At 30.7% G+C, this 18588-nt stretch carries 16 protein-coding genes; 13 read left to right on the top strand and 3 right to left on the bottom strand.

Annotated elements, in window-relative coordinates; translation table 11 throughout:
* The first annotated feature begins 22 nt into the window (after positions 1-22).
* Genes FQB35_RS12000 through FQB35_RS11990 form a run of 3 tightly spaced genes read left to right on the top strand, consistent with a single transcriptional unit; the run spans position 23 to position 2392 of the window.
* Complete coding sequence (locus FQB35_RS12000; protein ID WP_148810120.1) at positions 23-697, top strand: TIGR04283 family arsenosugar biosynthesis glycosyltransferase; 675 nt, start codon at positions 23-25, stop codon at positions 695-697.
* Positions 697-1404: a TIGR04282 family arsenosugar biosynthesis glycosyltransferase gene (locus tag FQB35_RS11995; protein WP_148810119.1), complete on the top strand. Its 708-nt coding sequence runs from the start codon at positions 697-699 to the stop codon at positions 1402-1404. Before FQB35_RS12000 ends, FQB35_RS11995 begins: the two co-directional genes overlap by 1 nt.
* Positions 1379-2392, top strand: a complete 1014-nt coding sequence (locus FQB35_RS11990) for an aminoglycoside phosphotransferase family protein (protein WP_148810118.1) — start codon at positions 1379-1381, stop codon at positions 2390-2392. Before FQB35_RS11995 ends, FQB35_RS11990 begins: the two co-directional genes overlap by 26 nt.
* 29 nt (positions 2393-2421) lie before the next feature.
* Here FQB35_RS11990 and FQB35_RS11985 read toward each other — a convergent pair whose 3' ends face one another.
* Positions 2422-3306, bottom strand: a complete 885-nt coding sequence (locus FQB35_RS11985; RefSeq protein WP_148810117.1) for a LysR family transcriptional regulator — start codon at positions 3304-3306, stop codon at positions 2422-2424.
* A gap of 277 nt (positions 3307-3583) precedes the next feature.
* On the opposite strand from FQB35_RS11985, the gene FQB35_RS11980 reads away from it, so the two are divergent.
* The 6 genes from FQB35_RS11980 to FQB35_RS11960 all read left to right on the top strand — a co-directional run bounded on the left by FQB35_RS11980 (position 3584) and on the right by FQB35_RS11960 (position 8910).
* Positions 3584-5377, top strand: a complete 1794-nt coding sequence (locus FQB35_RS11980; protein ID WP_148810116.1) for an FAD-dependent oxidoreductase — start codon at positions 3584-3586, stop codon at positions 5375-5377.
* Between the two features lie 14 nt (positions 5378-5391).
* Positions 5392-6159, top strand: a complete 768-nt coding sequence (locus FQB35_RS11975) for a (Fe-S)-binding protein (protein WP_148810115.1) — start codon at positions 5392-5394, stop codon at positions 6157-6159.
* Between the two features lie 19 nt (positions 6160-6178).
* Entirely contained in the window at positions 6179-6853 is a 675-nt protein-coding gene (locus FQB35_RS11970) for a sulfurtransferase (protein WP_207707301.1), read from the top strand.
* Positions 6854-6863: 10 nt separating this feature from the next.
* Entirely contained in the window at positions 6864-7148 is a 285-nt protein-coding gene (locus FQB35_RS16665; protein WP_207707399.1) for a sulfurtransferase, read from the top strand.
* Between the two features lie 53 nt (positions 7149-7201).
* Positions 7202-7912: a TVP38/TMEM64 family protein gene (locus tag FQB35_RS11965; protein WP_148810114.1), complete on the top strand. Its 711-nt coding sequence runs from the start codon at positions 7202-7204 to the stop codon at positions 7910-7912.
* Between the two features lie 89 nt (positions 7913-8001).
* Positions 8002-8910: a sulfurtransferase gene (locus tag FQB35_RS11960; RefSeq protein ID WP_168198338.1), complete on the top strand. Its 909-nt coding sequence runs from the start codon at positions 8002-8004 to the stop codon at positions 8908-8910.
* Between the two features lie 82 nt (positions 8911-8992).
* On the opposite strand, the gene FQB35_RS11955 is transcribed toward FQB35_RS11960, so the two are convergent.
* On the bottom strand, positions 8993-9454 hold the full coding sequence (locus FQB35_RS11955) for a hypothetical protein (RefSeq protein WP_207707300.1): 462 nt from the start codon (positions 9452-9454) through the stop codon (positions 8993-8995).
* Positions 9455-9931: 477 nt separating this feature from the next.
* Between FQB35_RS11955 and FQB35_RS16470 the strand changes: the two genes are divergently transcribed.
* Complete coding sequence (locus FQB35_RS16470) at positions 9932-10054, top strand: LDCC motif putative metal-binding protein (RefSeq protein ID WP_269902689.1); 123 nt, start codon at positions 9932-9934, stop codon at positions 10052-10054.
* A gap of 112 nt (positions 10055-10166) precedes the next feature.
* On the top strand, positions 10167-11579 hold the full coding sequence (locus FQB35_RS11950) for an ATP-binding protein (RefSeq protein ID WP_168198337.1): 1413 nt from the start codon (positions 10167-10169) through the stop codon (positions 11577-11579).
* Between the two features lie 230 nt (positions 11580-11809).
* Here FQB35_RS11950 and FQB35_RS11945 read toward each other — a convergent pair whose 3' ends face one another.
* A complete protein-coding gene (locus tag FQB35_RS11945) occupies positions 11810-13072 on the bottom strand; it encodes an MFS transporter (RefSeq protein ID WP_148810111.1) in 1263 nt (420 codons plus the stop codon).
* A 232-nt stretch (positions 13073-13304) separates the two neighbouring features.
* Here FQB35_RS11945 and FQB35_RS11940 point away from each other — a divergent pair, with 232 nt between their 5' ends.
* Entirely contained in the window at positions 13305-16568 is a 3264-nt protein-coding gene (locus FQB35_RS11940; RefSeq protein WP_148810110.1) for a UvrD-helicase domain-containing protein, read from the top strand.
* 28 nt (positions 16569-16596) lie between these two features.
* Positions 16597-18576, top strand: coding sequence for an NAD-dependent DNA ligase LigA (gene ligA, locus FQB35_RS11935; protein ID WP_148810839.1), 1980 nt, complete (start codon positions 16597-16599; stop codon positions 18574-18576).
* Positions 18577-18588: the final 12 nt, after the last annotated feature.

Here is an 18588-nt window from a genome sequence, read left to right as displayed (position 1 = left end):
CCAAAAAGAAAAAGGTGATAATATGATATCAATTATAATCCCTGTGTTAAATGAAGAAAAAAGCATAGAGGATTTGTTAAAGCAAATAAACAGGTTAGAAGGAGATAAAGAAATAATTGTTGTTGATGGAGGAAGTAAGGATAAGACGGTTGAGATTGCTTCGGCGTATGCAGAGATTGTAAAGAGTAAAAAGGGCAGAGCAAATCAGATGAATGCAGGAGCCAAAAAAGCTAAGGGAAATATTTTATGGTTTGTTCATTCTGATTCAAAGATTTCTTCTGATTCCTTAAAAAATATTGAAGATGCGATTAGTAGTGGATATATTGGTGGTGGTTTTTCACTTTATTTTTATGATTATGATACGGTGTTTATGAGATATATCGCTTGGACTTCTAATTTGCGTGCAAAATACCTAGGCCTATATTTTGGAGATCAAGCCATTTTTGTAAGAAAAGATATTTTTTATTATTTACAGGGGTATCCAGATATAGAGATTATGGAGGATTGGGTACTATCTAAGAAACTTCACAAAACAGGGAAAATGAAAATGGTTAAGAGCTCTATTGGGACATCTGCTAGGCGGTTTAAGATAGGAGGACAGTTTAGAACTTTTTTACTGATGCAAAAAATAAAAATACTATTTATATGTGGAATGTCCCCTAATCAGTTAAGCAAACTATATAGGGAGGCGAGGTAGTGAAGGCGCTTATTTTAATGACAAGAATACCAATTCCAGGAAAAACCAAAACCCGACTTATGGAAATTTTAACAGGGAGAGAATGTGCAGAGATTCATAAATGTTTTCTTTTAGATTTATTTTATGTTTTTGAGTTTCTAAAGGATGATATAGATATATTTTTAACTTATACGCCAGAGGATTCTTTAAACAAAATAAAAGATATGCTTCCAGAATATATCCAGCATTTTCCTCAGGAGGGGAGTAAATTAGGTGATAGAATGTCAAATGCTATAGGGTATGTTTTTAAAAAAGGATATGATCATGTATTGCTTATAGGATCTGATATTCCAGATATTAAAGTTTGTGAGATAAAGGATGCTTTTGAAATACTAAAGGATAAAGACATATGTATTGGACCTACCTTTGATGGAGGGTATTATTTAATAGGTATGAAAAAGCTTTATACAGAACTATTTCATGATAGTTTGAAGTGGGGAAATAAAACGGTTCTTGAAGGGACATTAGATATTGCAAATAATTTGGATTTAAAAGTTGGGATTGCAGCAAAGCATATGGATATAGATACTAAAGAAGATTTATTTGCTTTAAAGGAAAGGATAGATAATGGATCATTCGATTATAAAGAATCACCATGGAATACAATTAATTTTGTAAATAGATGTTGGAGTGATATGGATCATGTTAAGAGACAGGCTAAAGGATAAGATTTATGATTATTTAAAAAATAATTCTATCTTGAGCAAGCTAGACTTAAAGAACAATGTTTATGTAACATTTTTAGCACAAGGAGAATATAACGTAAACTTTATTATTACAGATGGAATGAAAAAGTATGTATTTAGAGTGAATACAGGAAGCCAATTGGAATTAGAAAATCAGATAAAATATGAGTATGATGCATTAAGAGCATTAGAGAAGAGTGGTGTAACCCCAAAAGTATATTATGTAGATGATAAAAAAGCTTATTTTGATTATGGAATTTTGATTATGGAATTTTTAGAGGGAAGACCCTTAGAATATGATAAAGACTTAAAAAAGGCTGCAAATATTTTTTCTAGAATACATTCATTAGATTTTAAAAAAATTAATAGGGATCATTTTATTGTTGAAGAAAATATATTTAGTGAGAGAATATTAGAAGCAAGAAGATTGTTGAAGAATTTTTTAGTATCCTACTTAGTGGATCCTAAATTAAAAAGGTATTTTGATAATTTTCTAAATTGGTGTGAAAAACATAAAAACAAAGAAAAATATTTCATAGAAAATAAATGGCATGTTATCAACAATACAGAGGTTAATTCTCATAACTTTATAATAGGAGAGAAGAATAATTTTTTAATAGACTGGGAAAAACCTGTAATTAGTGATCCATGCCAAGACTTAACACAATTTTTAGCAAAAACAACTACCCTTTGGAAAGCTAATTATATATTAAGTGAAGAAGAAATAGAAAGTTTCTTCCAAGAATATGTAAATAGCTTGTGTATTCCTGATGACCATATAAGAGAAAGAGTACGATTATATACACCATATCTATATCTAAGAGCATTGTCATGGTGCGCTTATGCTTGGCTTGAATATCAAAATCCCAATAAGGATATTCAAAATATGGATACCATTAGAAAAATAGAAGAATATTTGGATATAGAATTTATGAATGGATTATTGAAAGAATATAATATTTGTGGTTAATCTAAAATGCTGCCTATATAGGCAGCATTTTAGCAAAACCCTCTTTTGTTTGATTTAATAAACTTAATAAATTCTTTTTCATGGGTATCTAGTTTATTTCTGTAAACAACATAGTAATCAGATACAATTTCAAAATTATTTATATGAATTCTATTCAGAATACCTGTTTTTAATTCTTTTCGAATAGTCATTTCAGGAATAAATGAGATGCCTTTTCCTGCAACTACCGAAGATTTTATGGCTTCCATTGAATTAAGTTCATAGATAATATTCAGATCATCAAGTTTCATACCATGTGATTCAAGAAACTTTTTTATAATTGCTCTAGTACCAGATCCTTCTTCTCTAAGAATTATAGGTAGCTTTGTAAGTTCTTCAAGAGAGATGGTATCTTTTATATTAGGGAGTGATGTAACTAACAACAACTGATCGGAAGTTATTTTTTCACTTTTTATATTTTTATAATGCATATCACCTTGAATAATGCCAATATTTATATTCCGATTGATTAAATTTTCAACGACACCACTCGTATTTGTAATTTCAAAGTGTATGTTAATATTTTTATGATCTTGTTTATAAGTATATAAGCTGCAAGGAAGGGCATACTCCCCTACAGTTTTACATGAACCAATAAGCAACTGGATGTTATTTGATTTATGATTTGCGATGTCTCTTTCGATATTTTCATGTAAAGAGAGAAGCGTATCAGCATAATCAAATAGAATTTCACCAGCTTCAGTTAGTTCTACTCCTTTATTGCTTCTTTTTAGCAGACTAACTTGTAATTCTTTTTCTAATGACTGTATTTGCATACTTAAAGCAGGCTGAGAAAGATGTAGGATTTTAGCAGCTTTAGAAATACTATTGACTTTAACGGTTATATAAAAAGCTTTGCAATATTCTATATTCATAACATCACCTTGAAAGTTATTTTGTGTTTATTTGCTTTGGTAAAAAGTTATTATATAAAGTATACCATAAAACTGAAATAGTTTCATACAAATTCCATTAATATACAATTTTCCTGATAAAAATTAAGATACGTTTTTTTAGTTGAATAAATTATTCTTATATAATATAAAAGATACTTATGATATAAGAAACATTTTTTAGTATATAATGACATTGAGAATAAATTAACAAAGATTGTTTCGCATATAACAACTATATAGATAAAGGGGGCAAATTATGAATAAGATTTCATACCCAAAAGAAGTTTTGGAAAAAATGAAGGAAATTGTAGATGGATGCATGGGAGATGCACCTCCATATTGTGAAGCTACTTGTCCTATGCATACGGATGTAAAGGGATATGTGAATCTAATAGCGGAAGAAAAATATAAAGAAGCTATTAAATTAATCAGAGAAAAATTGTTTATACCAGGATCACTAGGAAGAATATGTGCACATCCATGTGAAGAAAAATGTAAAAGAGAAGAAGCTTTTAAACAAGCTATGGCAATAGCAGCATTAAAAAGATTTGTTGCAGATAATTATGATGATGAATCTGATTGGGATACATCTATTAAACCTGAAAATGGAAAAAGTATTGCCATTATTGGAGCAGGACCAGCTGGTGCACAAGCAGCACTAGATTTAAGAAGAAAAGGTTATAAGGTAACAATATTTGAAAAACTCACAGTAGTGGGAGGAATGATGCGGGTAGGAATACCTGAGTATAGGTTACCTAGAAATATTATAGATCGTGAATATTCATTATTAGAAAAGATAGGTGTTGAATTTAGGCTAGGAGTAGAAGTTGGAAAGGATATATCTTTTGATCAATTAAGAAAAGATTTTCATGCTGTTGTTATAGCAGTAGGAGCTCATAAAGGTGTTGTGATTCCAGTAGAAGGACATGATCTTGAAGGGGTATTTGATGCAGTTAACTTTTTAAGAGAAGTTAGCTTAACAAGAAAATTCAATATAGGAAAGAAAATTGCTGTAATTGGTGGAGGAAATGTTGCAATAGATGTTGCTAGAAGTGCAAGAAGAGTAGGTGCAGAGGAAGTACATCTTGTATGCTTAGAACCAAAAGATCAAATGCCAGCCCATGATTGGGAAGTAGAAGAAGCAGAAGAAGAAGGAGTTATTGTACATGCAGGCTTTGGTCCGGAAAAAATTGTTGGTAAGAATAATAAGGTAGCAGGATTTGAAATTAAGAAGTGTACTTCTATATTTGATAAGGATGGAAAATTTAATCCAAAATTCGATGAAAAAAATAAGAAAATGTTAGACGTGGATAATGTAATTTTTGCTGTAGGTCAAGCAGTAGACAATTCTTTTGTAAAGGTAGAAGCACTAGAAACTCAAAGAGGTGGAAGATTTATAGTAAACCCAGTTACATTGCAAACAAAGCTAGAGGATGTATTTGTAGCAGGAGATGCAAGCGGTAGGTCTGTTATAGTAATAGAAGCAATGGCAGAAGGTAGAAAAGCTGCTATATCTGTAGATCGATACTTACAAGGAAAAGATATGACAGCAGATAGAGAATATGAAGGAACTTATGAAACATGGCTTGAAACTGAAATAAAAGAAGAAACAGATAATCTACCAAGAGTGAAAACTAAGCAATTAGATCCTAAAAAGAGAGTAAAAGGATTTGATGAAGTAGACCTAGGATTTACACAAGAGCAAGCAGTAGAAGAAGCATCAAGATGTTTAAAATGTGAATGTAAGCTTTGCATGAAAGAATGTATTATGTTAAATGATTTCTGTGAATGTCCGAAAGAATTATTCCAAAATATCATAGAAACGGGAGAAGTAGATCCAATCATACCTTATTCATGTAATATGTGCATCCAATGTACGATTGCATGTCCAAAGGATTTTAAAATGTCAGATCGATTTATGGAAATTAGAAAGAAAATGGTCAAGGCAAATAATGGAAAGTCACCAATAAAAGGACATAAAGCGATAGATATGCATCAAATGCTTGGCTTCTCAAAATTATTTAACACGGCTAGACCAGCAAAAAAATAGGGGGAGGGCTTAGTATGAAAACGAAACGAGTATTTATTCCTGGATGTAGTTTACCATCCTATAACCCTAAAGCAGTAGAAAAAACATTAGCCTTTTTACAAGAAAAATTACCAGGGACAGGGGCTATATTAAAATGCTGTGGAAAGCCAACAAAGGCTTTAGGGCAAGTTGATAAATTCCATGAAAGATATGATACTTTACAAGCTGAAATTGATAGATTAGGGGCAGAGGAAGTTGTTGTTGCATGTCAGTCATGTTATATGACAATTTCAGAAAATAGTCCTAAACAAAAGGTTATATCATTATGGGAGTTGTTACCAAAAATAGGATTACCAAAAGAATCTGTAGGAATTGGAAAAAATAGCGATCTTGTATTTACGATTCATGATTCATGTCCAACTAGATATAAATCATTCATTCAAGATGGAATCCGATGGATTATGGATGAGTTAGGATATAAATATGTTGAGCCTCCTCATACAAAGGAAAATACAAGATGCTGTGGTTTTGGAGGAATGGTTGTTCCAGCCAATCCAGATTTAGCATTAAGGGTTATGAAAAGAAGAACAGAGGAGTTTGAGACAGATTATGTTGTAGCATATTGTGCTGCTTGTAGAGAATCTATGGTTAAGGGTGGAAAAAAAGCAGTGCATATTCTTGACTTGATTTTTGGAGAAGTTATGACTTCAAAGTCAGAGTTTCCTTGTGTGCCAAGCAGTCCAATTACAAGTTGGATAAATCGATACAAGTCTAAAAAAGCGATTAATAAGACTTTAAAATAATATTAAAGGAGGACAATTTATGAAAAAATTATTAGTTGTATTGATGATAGCTACTTTAATATTTGGAGTTGCTGGCTGTAGTAGTCCTGATGTGAAAACTGAAGAAGAACTAAAAAAACAAGAAACAAAATATGATCAATATGCAAATCCTGAAGTGATTGTAAGTGCAATGCAAGCAAAAGAAATGATTGATCAAGGTGGAAAAATTGCAGTGATAGATATTAGAAAATCAGCAGAATATTTATTAGGACATATTCCAGGAGCTATTAACATTTGGAGACCAGATTATGAAAGTACAAACTATGAGTTTGGTGGAATGAGAGCAGAAAAAGAAAAGATGGAAGCATTCTTAGGAAGTTTAGGGATCGATAATGAAACAATGATTTTACTTTATGATGGCAAAGGTGAATATGATGCTGCTAGAGTATGGTGGATTTTAGATATGTATGGTCATGAAAAAATGGCTTTAATCGATGGAGGAATTGATGGATGGAAAGCTTCAGGACTAGATACAACTATTGAAAAGCCTGAAATCACTCCTACAGAGTACAAATTTAAAGGAGATGTAGATGAAAGTAAATTAGCTACTTTAGAAGATGTAAAAGCAGCAATTGATGATCCTAATGTAATCATATTAGATACACGTTCAATTGAAGAAGCTACAGGTGAGAGCTTAAAAGAAAGGTGCATATAGAAAGGGAAGAATTCCAAAGAGTGTTTGGATTGAATATAAAGAAGCGATCAATACAGGTGAAGGAGAAGATAAAACCTTTAAAACATTAGAAGAATTAAAAGCTATATATGAAGCAAATGGTATTACACCGGATAAAACAATTATCCCTTATTGTCAATCAGCAGTACGTTCTGCACATACTACATTTGTATTAACACAGTTATTAGGATATAAGAACGTGAAAAACTATGATGGTTCATGGATTGAATGGAGTTATCATAAAGATCTTCCAGTTGAAACTGGCGAAATAAAATAATAAAGGCGTGTAGGAGGGAATTTTCCCTTTTACAAATCATTGGAGGTGCAGTTATGTCTCAAGGAAAAGAAAAACAACAAGAAAAAAAGTCAAGTTCATTTAAATTGTTAGCAGCAGTACTTATTATTGCTATTGGTTTTTTTATAGCTTGGAAAACAGGTGTAGTTAGCAAGATTCAAGATGTTGAAGCAATGCAAGCATTTTTTAAGTCTTTTGGTATATGGGGTTATCTTGTATTTATACTGGTTTTTATTGCATCTTGTGTATTTATGCTCCCAGGATCAATGCTTACAATTGTAGCTGGAATTGCTTTTGGTCCAATATTAGGAGGAGTTGTTTCGTTAATAGGGGCAACACTTGGAGCGACAGCTGCCTTTTTAGTTTCAAAATATGTAGCTAGAGGAATGATTGAAGAGAAAATCGGACAGAACGAAATGTTCAAAAAAATAGATGATGGGGTTGAGAAGAATGGAACAAGTTTTTTAATTTTAACCCGTTTAGTTCCTGTTTTTCCATTTTCTTTCCAAAATTATGCATATGGATTGACAAAAATTAATTTAGGAACATATTTTATCGTATCATTAATTTGTATGGCACCAGGAGCATTCATTTATGCTTATATGGCTGGAGAGATTGTAACAAACGGTTTTTCAGCAGGATTGTTAGTGAAGTTTGCTATAGCAGGTATTGCTTTATTCTTAGTTTCATTAATACCAAAATACATTGCCAAGAAAAAAGGAATTAATATGGAGGATTTAAAATAAAATTTATTTAATTTATTAATATACGAGACTATAATAGGCTTTATAGCCTTGTAGTAAATATTTTCAAATGAAAAGGGAGGATGAATTTTATGTTTAAGAAAAAGTTACTTATTGTAACGCTACTAATTTTATCTCTTGTAGTTTCAGTAGTTGGATGTACACAACAACCTGCTCAAGAAGCACCAAAAGCAGAGGAAAATGCTGAGACAAAAGTAGGAGATTTAGGATATGCTCATCCAGAAAGTTTAATTTCAGCACAAGAGTTAAAAGAAATTATGAATGATGAAAATGTTGTAATCCTTGGTGTAGAAGTAAGAGATTATATACCAGGATCTGTTAAGATTAAAGAAGAAGACTTTAATTATACTGCAGATGGACTAAAAAATGCGAGACCAACGAAAGAACAATGGGAAAAAGTTTTATCAAATGTAGGTATTGATAATGATGACACAATCGTTCTTTATGATGCGAAAAATATGTTATTATCAGCACGTGTTTGGTGGATTCTTAAATATTACAACCATGATGATGTGAAAATTTTAAATGGTGGTATAAAAGCATGGGAAAATGCTGGTTATGAAACAGCATCATCTCCAGCAAAAAAAGAAGCAACAACTTATGAAATCAAAGGAGAAAACCCAGATATACTTGCTACTGTTGAGACAGTAAAAACAAGCTTTGATAATGAAAATATTGCTACTTTAGATACGCGTTCAGACAAAGAATGGAGAAAAGGACGTGTTCCAGGAGCTGTTCACATTGAATGGACAAATGCACTAAGAGAAGATGGTACATTCAAGAGTGCTGATGAATTAAAAGCATTATATGAAGAAAAGGGAATTACAGCTGATAAAGAAATTATAACATACTGCTTAGGTGGTTGGAGAGCAGCTCACTCAATGTTTGCATTAACAGAATTACTTGGTTATGAAAATGTGAAAAACTATGATGGTTCATGGGAAGACTATGAAAAATCAGGAGAACCAATTGAAAAATAAAAAGTTATAAGCAATAAAAAACCTTCTGCAAATAGAAGGTTTTTTATTGCTTATGAATTATTAGCTTTTGCATAGTTATAGATTATTTATTTATTGCTTTAATAATGAATTTACTGATAAAGAAAGTAAATGGAAATAAGATTAAAAGTTGTATTACTGGTATTAAACCAATATTTGTATTAGGGAATAAAGGCATAGCTTCTGAATAGGCCCATCTTCCAGAGTAAAGAGCACTTATTTCAAAATAAAAACTTAAGAATAAAGCATATAGTGATATAATAATATATTCTTTAGATTTCCACTTATTTACAATCCAGTTAGAATTTCCATTAACAAATGATAATATAACATATAAAGTTACAGTCATCATTACATCACCAAAGGTTGCGCTCCACATTAATGGAGAAGTAGCTGTTTTTGTGTCCATAGCATAAAATAAACCACATGATAAGTATTCCCAGGCAGCTTGAAATATGAAAGATATCAATGCTATTATAATAAAATTTCTTAAGAATTGTTTCATAAAAAGACCTCTTTTCTCCATAAATATCACTCCTTTCTAGTATAAGCATTCACGCAAAATTAATGCCAAAATATAATATTGTCCTAAAAATATATTTTTATAGTTGGTATTGTTCTTGCATTAAATACAAGTAAGTTAAAAATAATTGAAAATCTTTAAAAGGAGAGGGTAGCATATGGATAAATTTAAGCATATGGTTATTTAATAAGTTATTTTCTTTATAACGATGGGGGTTACGGTAGGTATTTATAGCATAAATCAATTGTTTTAATAAATTGTAACAAAGGAGCATATCCTACAAGTGCTGTGTGAAAAGCTACAGTTTCTTATTATGGTTTTGAATGAGAAGAATATAATTATTCTTAAAATTGTAAAGAAAAACTTAAAAGAAGGTGTGAGCAATGTAGACAGATAATTGATACAAATTAGAGAAAAAGTACTTATAGTGAATAAATGTAAAATATATAAATCATCATAAAATTAAAGGAGGAAGAAGAAATGAAAAAGTGGTTTGAAAACTTTTTGAAGAAATTAGGTGAGGCAAATAAGAAAAACTTTGGATCAGAAAGATTAGATTGCTGTGATGTAAATAAAAAAAGTAATGGTTCTAAATCTAAGTAGGTATTTCAGAATATAAAGGTTTTAAAAGTATGAAATTGAAATCCCATGAAATATATCTCATGGGATTTTATAATCATCGTAATAATTATAAAATATGAAAGAGAGAGAAATGATGAGAACAGAAAAAAAAATTCAAGAGATTCTATTTATTAGTATGAGTATTATAGGGATCACGTTACTTCATTATTTTACTATAGCTTCAAGATGGGATATACATGACTTCTATAGAAGGCTATATTATATTCCTATTATTGTTGCTAGTTTTAAATTTAGACTAAAAGGTGGTGTACTTTCATCACTCATTATTTCTATGCTGTATACACCCCATTTATTGTTATATTTTGGAAAAATCAATATAGAGGTATTAAATCAATTTTTAGAAATTATGATGTTTATAGTTATAGGTACAATCACAGGATTTTTAGTGGAATCTGACTTTAAAAAGAAAAAAATGCTAGAAATACAAATAAGAAAATTAACGGATCTTGAAAATTATACCCAAAATATATTAGATAGTATTACAAATGTTTTTATTGCTGTTGACAAAAATTTAATGATACAATCTATGAACAAGGAAGGGAAAAAAATATTTCAATTAGATGGAGGAATTGAGAGTAGAAATTTAAGTTCTTTGTTTGTCGAATACGACCATGTGGAAAAAATATTAAATGATGTATTTAAATATAATAAAAAAGTATTAAATATGGAAACACAATGCATTTCAAAAGATGGAAAAGGTGTTTATGTAAAACTGTTTGCATATCCATTACGAAGCACTAGGGACAAGGTAGAGGGAGTTGTACTTGTACTTGAAGATATATCTGAGATTCGAAAGTTAGAAAGCCAAGTAAAAAGATCGGAAAAGTTATCAGCAGTAGGAGAACTTGCATTAGGTATTGCTCATGAGATAAGAAATCCACTAGGTATTATAAAGACCATATCCCAAACAATACATGAAGATACAGACGATGAAGAGTTAGAAGAAGGTCTTGAAATTATCATTCATGAAATTGATAGAGCAAATTCAGTAATTCAGAGTTTGTTAAATTTTGCGAAGCCTAATGTATATGAAAGAAAGGTTCAAAGTATAGATGGCCTACTACAGGATATTCTACTGATTACGAAAAAATATGCACAGCAGAACCATGTAGAAATGAATTATGAGTTACAAGAAGATGTGAAATTATTTGTAGATTCAGAAGCATTAAAACAAGCATTTGTAAACATTATCTTTAATGCTGTACAAGCTATGCCAAAAGGTGGGAAATTATATATTAGTCTATTCAAAGAAAAGAATTGGGTAAAAATTTCTTTTGAAGATACTGGAATAGGAATACCTCAAGAAAAAATTGAAAAAATATTTGAGCCTTTTTACACTACAAAGGATACTGGAACAGGGCTTGGATTATCTATTACCCATAGAATTATAGAAGAACATAAGGGCTATATGGGGATAGATAGTGTAGTAGGAAAGGGAACAAAAATAGATGTATATCTTCCTATTGCAGTAGAGGAAGGAGCTTAATGAGAATATGCCTGTAATAATGATCACAGCTAATGGAATAATGAAATCCGCAATAGAGGCAATGAAGATATACTAGACATATCCTTATATATAGAATGGAAAAATATAATATGAAAGAAAATAATTAATTTCATCATTATAGGATATATAGTGAAGGAATATTAGATGAGTAAATGGGGGTTGATTCTTAAAAAAGTAAGAATCAACACCCATGAATAAGATTTTATTACCTATCTAATCTGTAAACTTTGTTTTGGTACATATAAAAATCGATTAACGATAAGAATTAGAATGCCAATCAATAAAAATAATGTGCCTATGGAGTAATGATCTGCTACAAAACCAAAGATTGGAGCAAAAATAACTGTAAAAAGTGATCTTAATTGACTATCTACAGATAATACTGTAGCACGTTGATTTTTTTCCATATAATCACCGCATACATCAACAAATATTGGTCTTCTTGCGTCTTTTAATATATATAAGACAAAGAAAATTCCAATAATAATCATTATATTATTATTTTTTATTGCAATTGAAAGGAACAACAAAAGGATTGCCATAACGTCAAATGAAACAACTAATAGTTTATTGGATGTTGTTATTTTATTAAGCTTGTAAACATTTTTTGAAGCCATAGAGCTACATATATAAAATATACCATAAGTAATTCCTAAGTATATTTTTACCATATTTTCTCCTTCTAGCACTTTCAAGCTAGAAGCAGCTGAAGTTATTATTGTTAGCTTTAAAATAAGTTGAATATAATCCTTAATTGTTTTAAAAATCCCATCATATAGCGAAGAACTAATAAGGATTTTATTTAAAGAAGTATTGAAAATAATATTCTTAAGTTGAATAAAGCTTTCTATAAAGAATTTTTTCAAATTTAATACATTGTATCTTCTTTCATCTAAACTATCAGGATAAGACCATATTAGTATAAAATCTATAATATATGGTATGATACAAATTAAAAAAATCCATCTTGCACTAGGTAAATTTAGAATAAATAGGATTGATAAAAAAGCAGAAATTGCTGAACCTATTAAAGAAAATGATCTTGTTCTTCCATAAACAAAGGCTTTATGCTCAAACCATCCTTTTTGTTCAAGATAAGTGTAAATCATTGCTTTATGAGTTCCAGATCTGAAGGCTTCACCTAATCCAAAGAAGATCATACCGATTACAAAATTGTAAAAGCTTTTTCCTATAAAGAAAAATACAAATGAAATTATATAAAAAGTAAAGCAAATCATCAGTTCCTTTTTCTTTCCGTAGTGATCAGCAAATATGCCTGAAGGTACTTCAAATATATAGGTAATGACTTCCCTAATTGAGAATAAAATACCTATCTTAAATAAATTAAAACCCATCCCTAAAAGATAGATGAGAAGATATGGTTCAAAAAATTTGAGATTTTTTAGTAAACCATAAAAACAGAATTTCCATATTTGATGATCGTTTTTAATATTTTTATATACTTGTGACATTGTAGGCACCCCTATCTGTACTTTTTTTGATTAGATATTGAATTTAGATAACAAAATTATATTATCCTCTATTATAGATTACAATAAAAATATTTCACTTTTTTTATACAAAACAAACGTTCGCATCTCTACTGAAAAAAAGGAAATTATGATATACTATTTCTTATCAAAGTTCTTTTGAGAATTATGAAATAAGACATAGATAAAAGGTACAAAAGAAAGGAGAAAATTTATGGATTTGTCCATGTTAAATCCTCCACAGAGGGAGGCTGTTTTAAAAACGGAAGGACCACTACTTATTTTAGCAGGTGCTGGATCGGGAAAAACTAGAGTTTTAACTCATAGAATTGCATATCTAATAGAAGAGCTTGGAGTTTATCCAGGGAATATTCTAGCGATTACATTTACAAATAAGGCAGCAAAAGAAATGAAGTACAGAGTAGAAGATTTATTAGGAAGGCCTACTGATATATGGGTAAGCACTTTTCACTCTGCTTGTGTAAAAATTTTAAGAAGAGATATAGAAAAGATAGGTTATACAAATGATTTTGTCATTTATGATACATCGGATCAAAAGGTAGTTTTTAAGGAATGTTATAAAGAATTAAACATAAATGATAAATTATATCCACTTCCTATGGTTCAGCATAGAATTAGTGAAGCGAAGGATAAAATGTTAACTCCGGAAAAGTTTATAAAAGAGTATGCTGGCGATTTTCAAATGGAGACAATAGGAAAGATATATAAACTTTATCAGAAAAAGTTAAAAAAGAATAATGCACTAGATTTTGATGATCTAATTTTTAAGACTGTTGAACTATTTGAAAATGACAAAGTAACTCTTTCTTATTACCAAAATAAGTTTCAATACATAATGGTAGATGAGTATCAGGATACAAATCAGCTTCAATATAAGTTGATTTCTATGCTTGCAGCAAAACATGGAAATTTATGCGTTGTAGGGGACGATGATCAATGTATTGTGGAGGGGTGTAAAGTAGAGACGCAAGATGGAAAAATTGCCATAGAAGAAATTAAAGAGCATCAAAAGGTGCTTTGTGCTTCAGGACAAGCGAAAACTATGATAGGTACTGTAGATAAGAAAATGAAAAAAGAATATAAAGGACCTATCGTAAGGATTAAAACAAAATCAGGAAAAGAAATCAAAGGTACACCGAATCATATTGGTTTTGCAAGACTGAATCCACAGCCTGGAGTTTATTATGTGTATTTAATGTATAAAAAAGGGTATGGATATCGTATAGGACAAACACAGGGTGTAAGAAGTAGAAAAGGTGAAATTACAAATGGATTGGCCGTAAGGCTTAATCAAGAACATGCAGATAAGATGTGGATTCTAAAAGTATGCTTTAGTAAAGATGAAGCACACTTTTATGAACAATTATATGCTTTTAAATATGGGATTCCTACAACTGTATTTCATGCAAATGGAAGAAAAATGACATTATTACAGGAACATATTGATGCAATTTATAAGGAAATTAACACAGAAAAAGCTGCAATTAATTTAATGAATGATTTATGTATTTTTGAAGAATATCCACAGCATTTGTGTAATGCAGTTGTTCGCGGTCAGTCTATAAGAAGAATTGTAAATGTTACTTCCTTTGGAGGAAGAGAAACTGGATTAGATGCTGGTTGGCATGGACATAGAATATGTTTGAATACATCAGGAGAAGATTTAAAGGAAAAAGCTAGCAAAGATTTTCCTGTAAGGGATGGACAAAGAAATACGTGGAGAATAGAAACAGAAAGAAAAGAATATGATGAAGCTTATTTATATGCAAGAGAATTAGCACAACTAGATGATACTATTGATATTGTAAAAAAAGCAAGATTAACAGAGAAAAAGAGTTTTTATTATATGCCGTTAGCTCATATGAAGCCTACAATGCATGTAGCAGTATATGAAGATGGAAAAATCATAGAAGACATTATAGAAGAAGTTGTTTTTGAAGAGTATGATGGATATGTATATGATTTATCAGTTCCTCATTTTAGACAATATATATGTGAAGGAATTGTTGTCCATAACTCTATTTACAGCTGGAGGGGTGCAGATATAAGAAATATCCTAAATTTTGAGGATGATTTTAAAAATGCAACTGTAATAAAACTCGAACAAAACTATCGTTCGACACAAAATATATTAGATGCTGCGAACTGTGTTATTAAAAATAATAGAAGTAGAAAAAACAAAAAATTATGGACTTCTCAAGAAAGTGGAGAAATATTAAGATATTATCGTGCTATGAATGAACATGATGAAGCAGGGTTTGTTGTAAAACAAATTAAAGACATGGTAGAAACGGATGGAAGAAACTATTCAGAATTTGCTATTCTTTATAGAACAAATGCCCAGTCTCGTGTAGTTGAAGAAATGCTCATGAAAGCAGGGATTCCTTATAGGATTTATGGAGGATTAAAGTTCTATGATCGTAAAGAAATAAAAGATATTATTGCTTATTTGAGATTGATTCAAAATCCTGTAGATGATGTAAGCTTTAAAAGAGTAATCAATGTTCCTAAAAGAGGGATTGGAGATAGAACTGTTGAAAAATTAGAACAAATGGCTAATCAAACAGGAGAAAGTATATTTAGTGTAATCCTAGATGATGAACTTATTCAAGGTTTTTCAAAAAGAGTGAAAGCAGGAATAAAGGACTTTGCATTATTGATTACGAAATATGGAATAATGAAGGAAGAAATAGGCATAACAGAACTTATTAAAAATGTATTGCAAGAGTCGGGATATATGGATGAGCTTCGTAATGAAAATACAGTAGAGGCTGAAGCGAGAATTGAAAACTTGCAAGAATTTTTATCGGTTGCTATGGACTTTGAAAGAAGTAGTGAAGTAAATACATTAGAAGAATTTTTATCCAATATATCATTAGTATCAGATTTAGATACGATGGATGATGAGGAAAATGCAGTAGTGCTTATGACTCTTCATAGTGCAAAGGGCTTAGAGTTTCCAGTTGTTTTCCTTATAGGGATGGAGGAGAGGATATTTCCAATCTCAAGGGCTTTAGAGAGTGATCGAGATTTGGAAGAAGAAAGAAGACTTTGTTATGTAGGAATTACTAGAGCAGAAGAGATGTTATTCCTAACCCATGCAAGAATGAGAACATTATATGGAAGAACCAACTACAATCCAATGTCTAGATTTATTGATGAAATTGAAGAGCGTTTGATTGATATGGATAAAGAGGAAATGAAGAAGAGAGATCAAAAGGCTTTAGCACCAAACATAGGGATATATCGGGGAGCAACCTTAAAAGAGACACCAAAACCTATTAATACAGGCTCAAAGGATGTTAGGCCAGGAAGCAAAGTAAAACATGACAAATTTGGCATAGGGACAATAATTTCTGTAAAGAAAAGTACAAGTGGTACAGAGTTGACAATTGCTTTTGATAATGCAGGAATAAAAAAGCTTATTAAAGAATTTGCACCAATTTCTGTTATATAGATAAAGGAGGATATTTGTGAACCAAGAAATGGCACGTAAAAAAATAGATCAATTGATTGATATTATCAATGAGCATAATTATAAGTATTATGTATTAGATAATCCAGAAATTACAGACTATGAATATGACATGCTGATGAATGAATTAATATCATTAGAGAAGCAATTTCCAGAGCTTATTCGTCAGGATTCACCAACGCAAAGGGTAGGGGGAGAGCCTCTAGAAGCTTTTGTTCAAGTGCAGCATAGTGTGCCAATGCTTAGTTTAGACAATTCTTATAACAAAGAGGATTTGTTAGATTTTCATAATAGAATCCGAAAAGTTATTGATGGTAAGATAGAGTATATAGTTGAACCTAAAATTGATGGATTGTCTGTATCTTTAAAGTACGAAAAAGGAATATTTGTTCAAGGGGCTACTCGTGGAGATGGATTTGTTGGAGAAGATATTACATCTAATCTACGAACAATAAAGACCATTCCACTTAAGTTAAAGGAAGAAATAGATATTGAAGTAAGAGGGGAGGTTTATATTTCCCGGGAAAAATTTGCAGAATTAAATCAAAAACAAGCTGAAAAAGGAGAAACTATTTTTGCAAATCCTAGAAATGCGGCAGCTGGTTCTTTAAGACAGCTTGATCCTAAAATAGCTGCTAAGAGAAATTTAGATATATTTATTTTCAATATACAAACAATTAAAAATATGCATATTAGCAAGCATACAGAAGGATTTGAATATCTTAAAAGCTTAGGGTTTAAAACTTCTATGTACGAAGTTTGCCATAGCATAGAAGAAGTAATAGATCAATGTGAAAAATGGGCAGAAAAAAGAAGCAATATACCTTTTGAGATTGATGGACTTGTTATTAAGATAAATGATTTAGAACAAAGAGAGGCTCTTGGTACAAGATCTAAGAGTCCACGATGGGCTATTGCTTATAAATTTCCTGCTGAACAAAAAAAGACAATTGTAAAAGATATTACTATTCAAGTTGGAAGAACAGGAGCATTAACACCAACGGCAGAACTTGAACCTGTCAGGGTAGCAGGATCTGTTATTAGCCGTGCTACATTGCATAATGAGGATTACATTAAAGAAAAAGATATTCGTATTGGGGATAGAGTAATAATTCAAAAGGCAGGAGATGTTATACCAGAAGTTGTTCGTGTTGTTTTTGATGATAGAACAGGTCAAGAGAAAGAATTTAAAATGCCAAAAGTTTGTCCAGCTTGTGGTGAAGAGGTTATAAGATTAGAAGGTGAAGCTGTTACAAGATGTATAAATACTGCTTGTCCTGCTCAATTAAGGAGAGGTTTTATACATTTTGTATCAAGAGATGCTATGAATATTGATGGGCTTGGGGAGTCAATTGTAAATTTATTGTTAGACAATAATTTGGTTAAAGATTTTGCAGATTTATATTCTATTAAAAAAGAAGATTTAGTTCCTTTGGAAAGAATGGGAGAAAAATCTGCTCAAAATTTGATAAATGCTATTGAAAAATCTAAAAATAATGATTTGGATCGTGTAATTTTCGGTTTAGGAATAAAACTAGTAGGTGTTAGAGCAGCTAAACTTTTAGCAGATGCTTTTGGAGATATGGATAAATTGATGAAAGCAACCTATGAAGAAATTGTAGCCATTCCTGAGATAGGAGACAAAATGGCAAAAAGCATAGAAGCTTTTTTCAAAGAAGATAGGAACCTTAAAACTATTGAAAAATTAAGAGCTGCTGGTGTAAATATGAAAGCTTTAAAAACTTCAGAGGAGGAAGTAGAAAAGAAATTTGAAGGATTAATATTTGTATTGACAGGAACACTTCAAAAATATAAGCGGAATGATGCAAAGGCAATTATAGAAAAATTAGGTGGAAGGGTTTCAGGGAGTGTAAGTAAAAAGACAAGTTATGTACTAGCGGGAGCTGAAGCAGGTTCAAAATTGGAAAAAGCAAATCAATTAGGGATTCGTGTAATTAGCGAAGAAGAATTTGAACAAATGATTAAATAAGAATCAGCAGCT

It is taken from the genome of Crassaminicella thermophila, assembly GCF_008152325.1.
In the GTDB taxonomy this organism is placed as follows: Bacteria; Bacillota; Clostridia; order Peptostreptococcales; family Thermotaleaceae; genus Crassaminicella_A; species Crassaminicella_A thermophila.
This window is presented reverse-complemented; position numbering and strand designations above follow the sequence as displayed.

Excerpts from the sequence above, each read along its gene's own strand:
- FQB35_RS11980 (WP_148810116.1), top strand. The coding sequence starts at position 3,584 with ATGAATAAGATTTCATACCCAAAAGAAGTTTTGGAAAAAATGAAGGAA.
- ligA (WP_148810839.1), top strand. The coding sequence starts at position 16,597 with ATGGCACGTAAAAAAATAGATCAATTGATTGATATTATCAATGAGCAT.
- FQB35_RS11990 (WP_148810118.1), top strand. The coding sequence starts at position 1,379 with ATGTTAAGAGACAGGCTAAAGGATAAGATTTATGATTATTTAAAAAAT.
- FQB35_RS11945 (WP_148810111.1), bottom strand. The coding sequence starts at position 13,072 with ATGTCACAAGTATATAAAAATATTAAAAACGATCATCAAATATGGAAA.
- FQB35_RS11940 (WP_148810110.1), top strand. The coding sequence starts at position 13,305 with ATGGATTTGTCCATGTTAAATCCTCCACAGAGGGAGGCTGTTTTAAAA.
- FQB35_RS11955 (WP_207707300.1), bottom strand. The coding sequence starts at position 9,454 with ATGGAGAAAAGAGGTCTTTTTATGAAACAATTCTTAAGAAATTTTATT.
- FQB35_RS11985 (WP_148810117.1), bottom strand. The coding sequence starts at position 3,306 with ATGAATATAGAATATTGCAAAGCTTTTTATATAACCGTTAAAGTCAAT.
- FQB35_RS16470 (WP_269902689.1), top strand. The coding sequence starts at position 9,932 with ATGAAAAAGTGGTTTGAAAACTTTTTGAAGAAATTAGGTGAGGCAAAT.
- FQB35_RS11950 (WP_168198337.1), top strand. The coding sequence starts at position 10,167 with ATGAGAACAGAAAAAAAAATTCAAGAGATTCTATTTATTAGTATGAGT.
- FQB35_RS12000 (WP_148810120.1), top strand. The coding sequence starts at position 23 with ATGATATCAATTATAATCCCTGTGTTAAATGAAGAAAAAAGCATAGAG.
- FQB35_RS11960 (WP_168198338.1), top strand. The coding sequence starts at position 8,002 with ATGTTTAAGAAAAAGTTACTTATTGTAACGCTACTAATTTTATCTCTT.
- FQB35_RS11965 (WP_148810114.1), top strand. The coding sequence starts at position 7,202 with ATGTCTCAAGGAAAAGAAAAACAACAAGAAAAAAAGTCAAGTTCATTT.
- FQB35_RS11975 (WP_148810115.1), top strand. The coding sequence starts at position 5,392 with ATGAAAACGAAACGAGTATTTATTCCTGGATGTAGTTTACCATCCTAT.
- FQB35_RS11970 (WP_207707301.1), top strand. The coding sequence starts at position 6,179 with ATGAAAAAATTATTAGTTGTATTGATGATAGCTACTTTAATATTTGGA.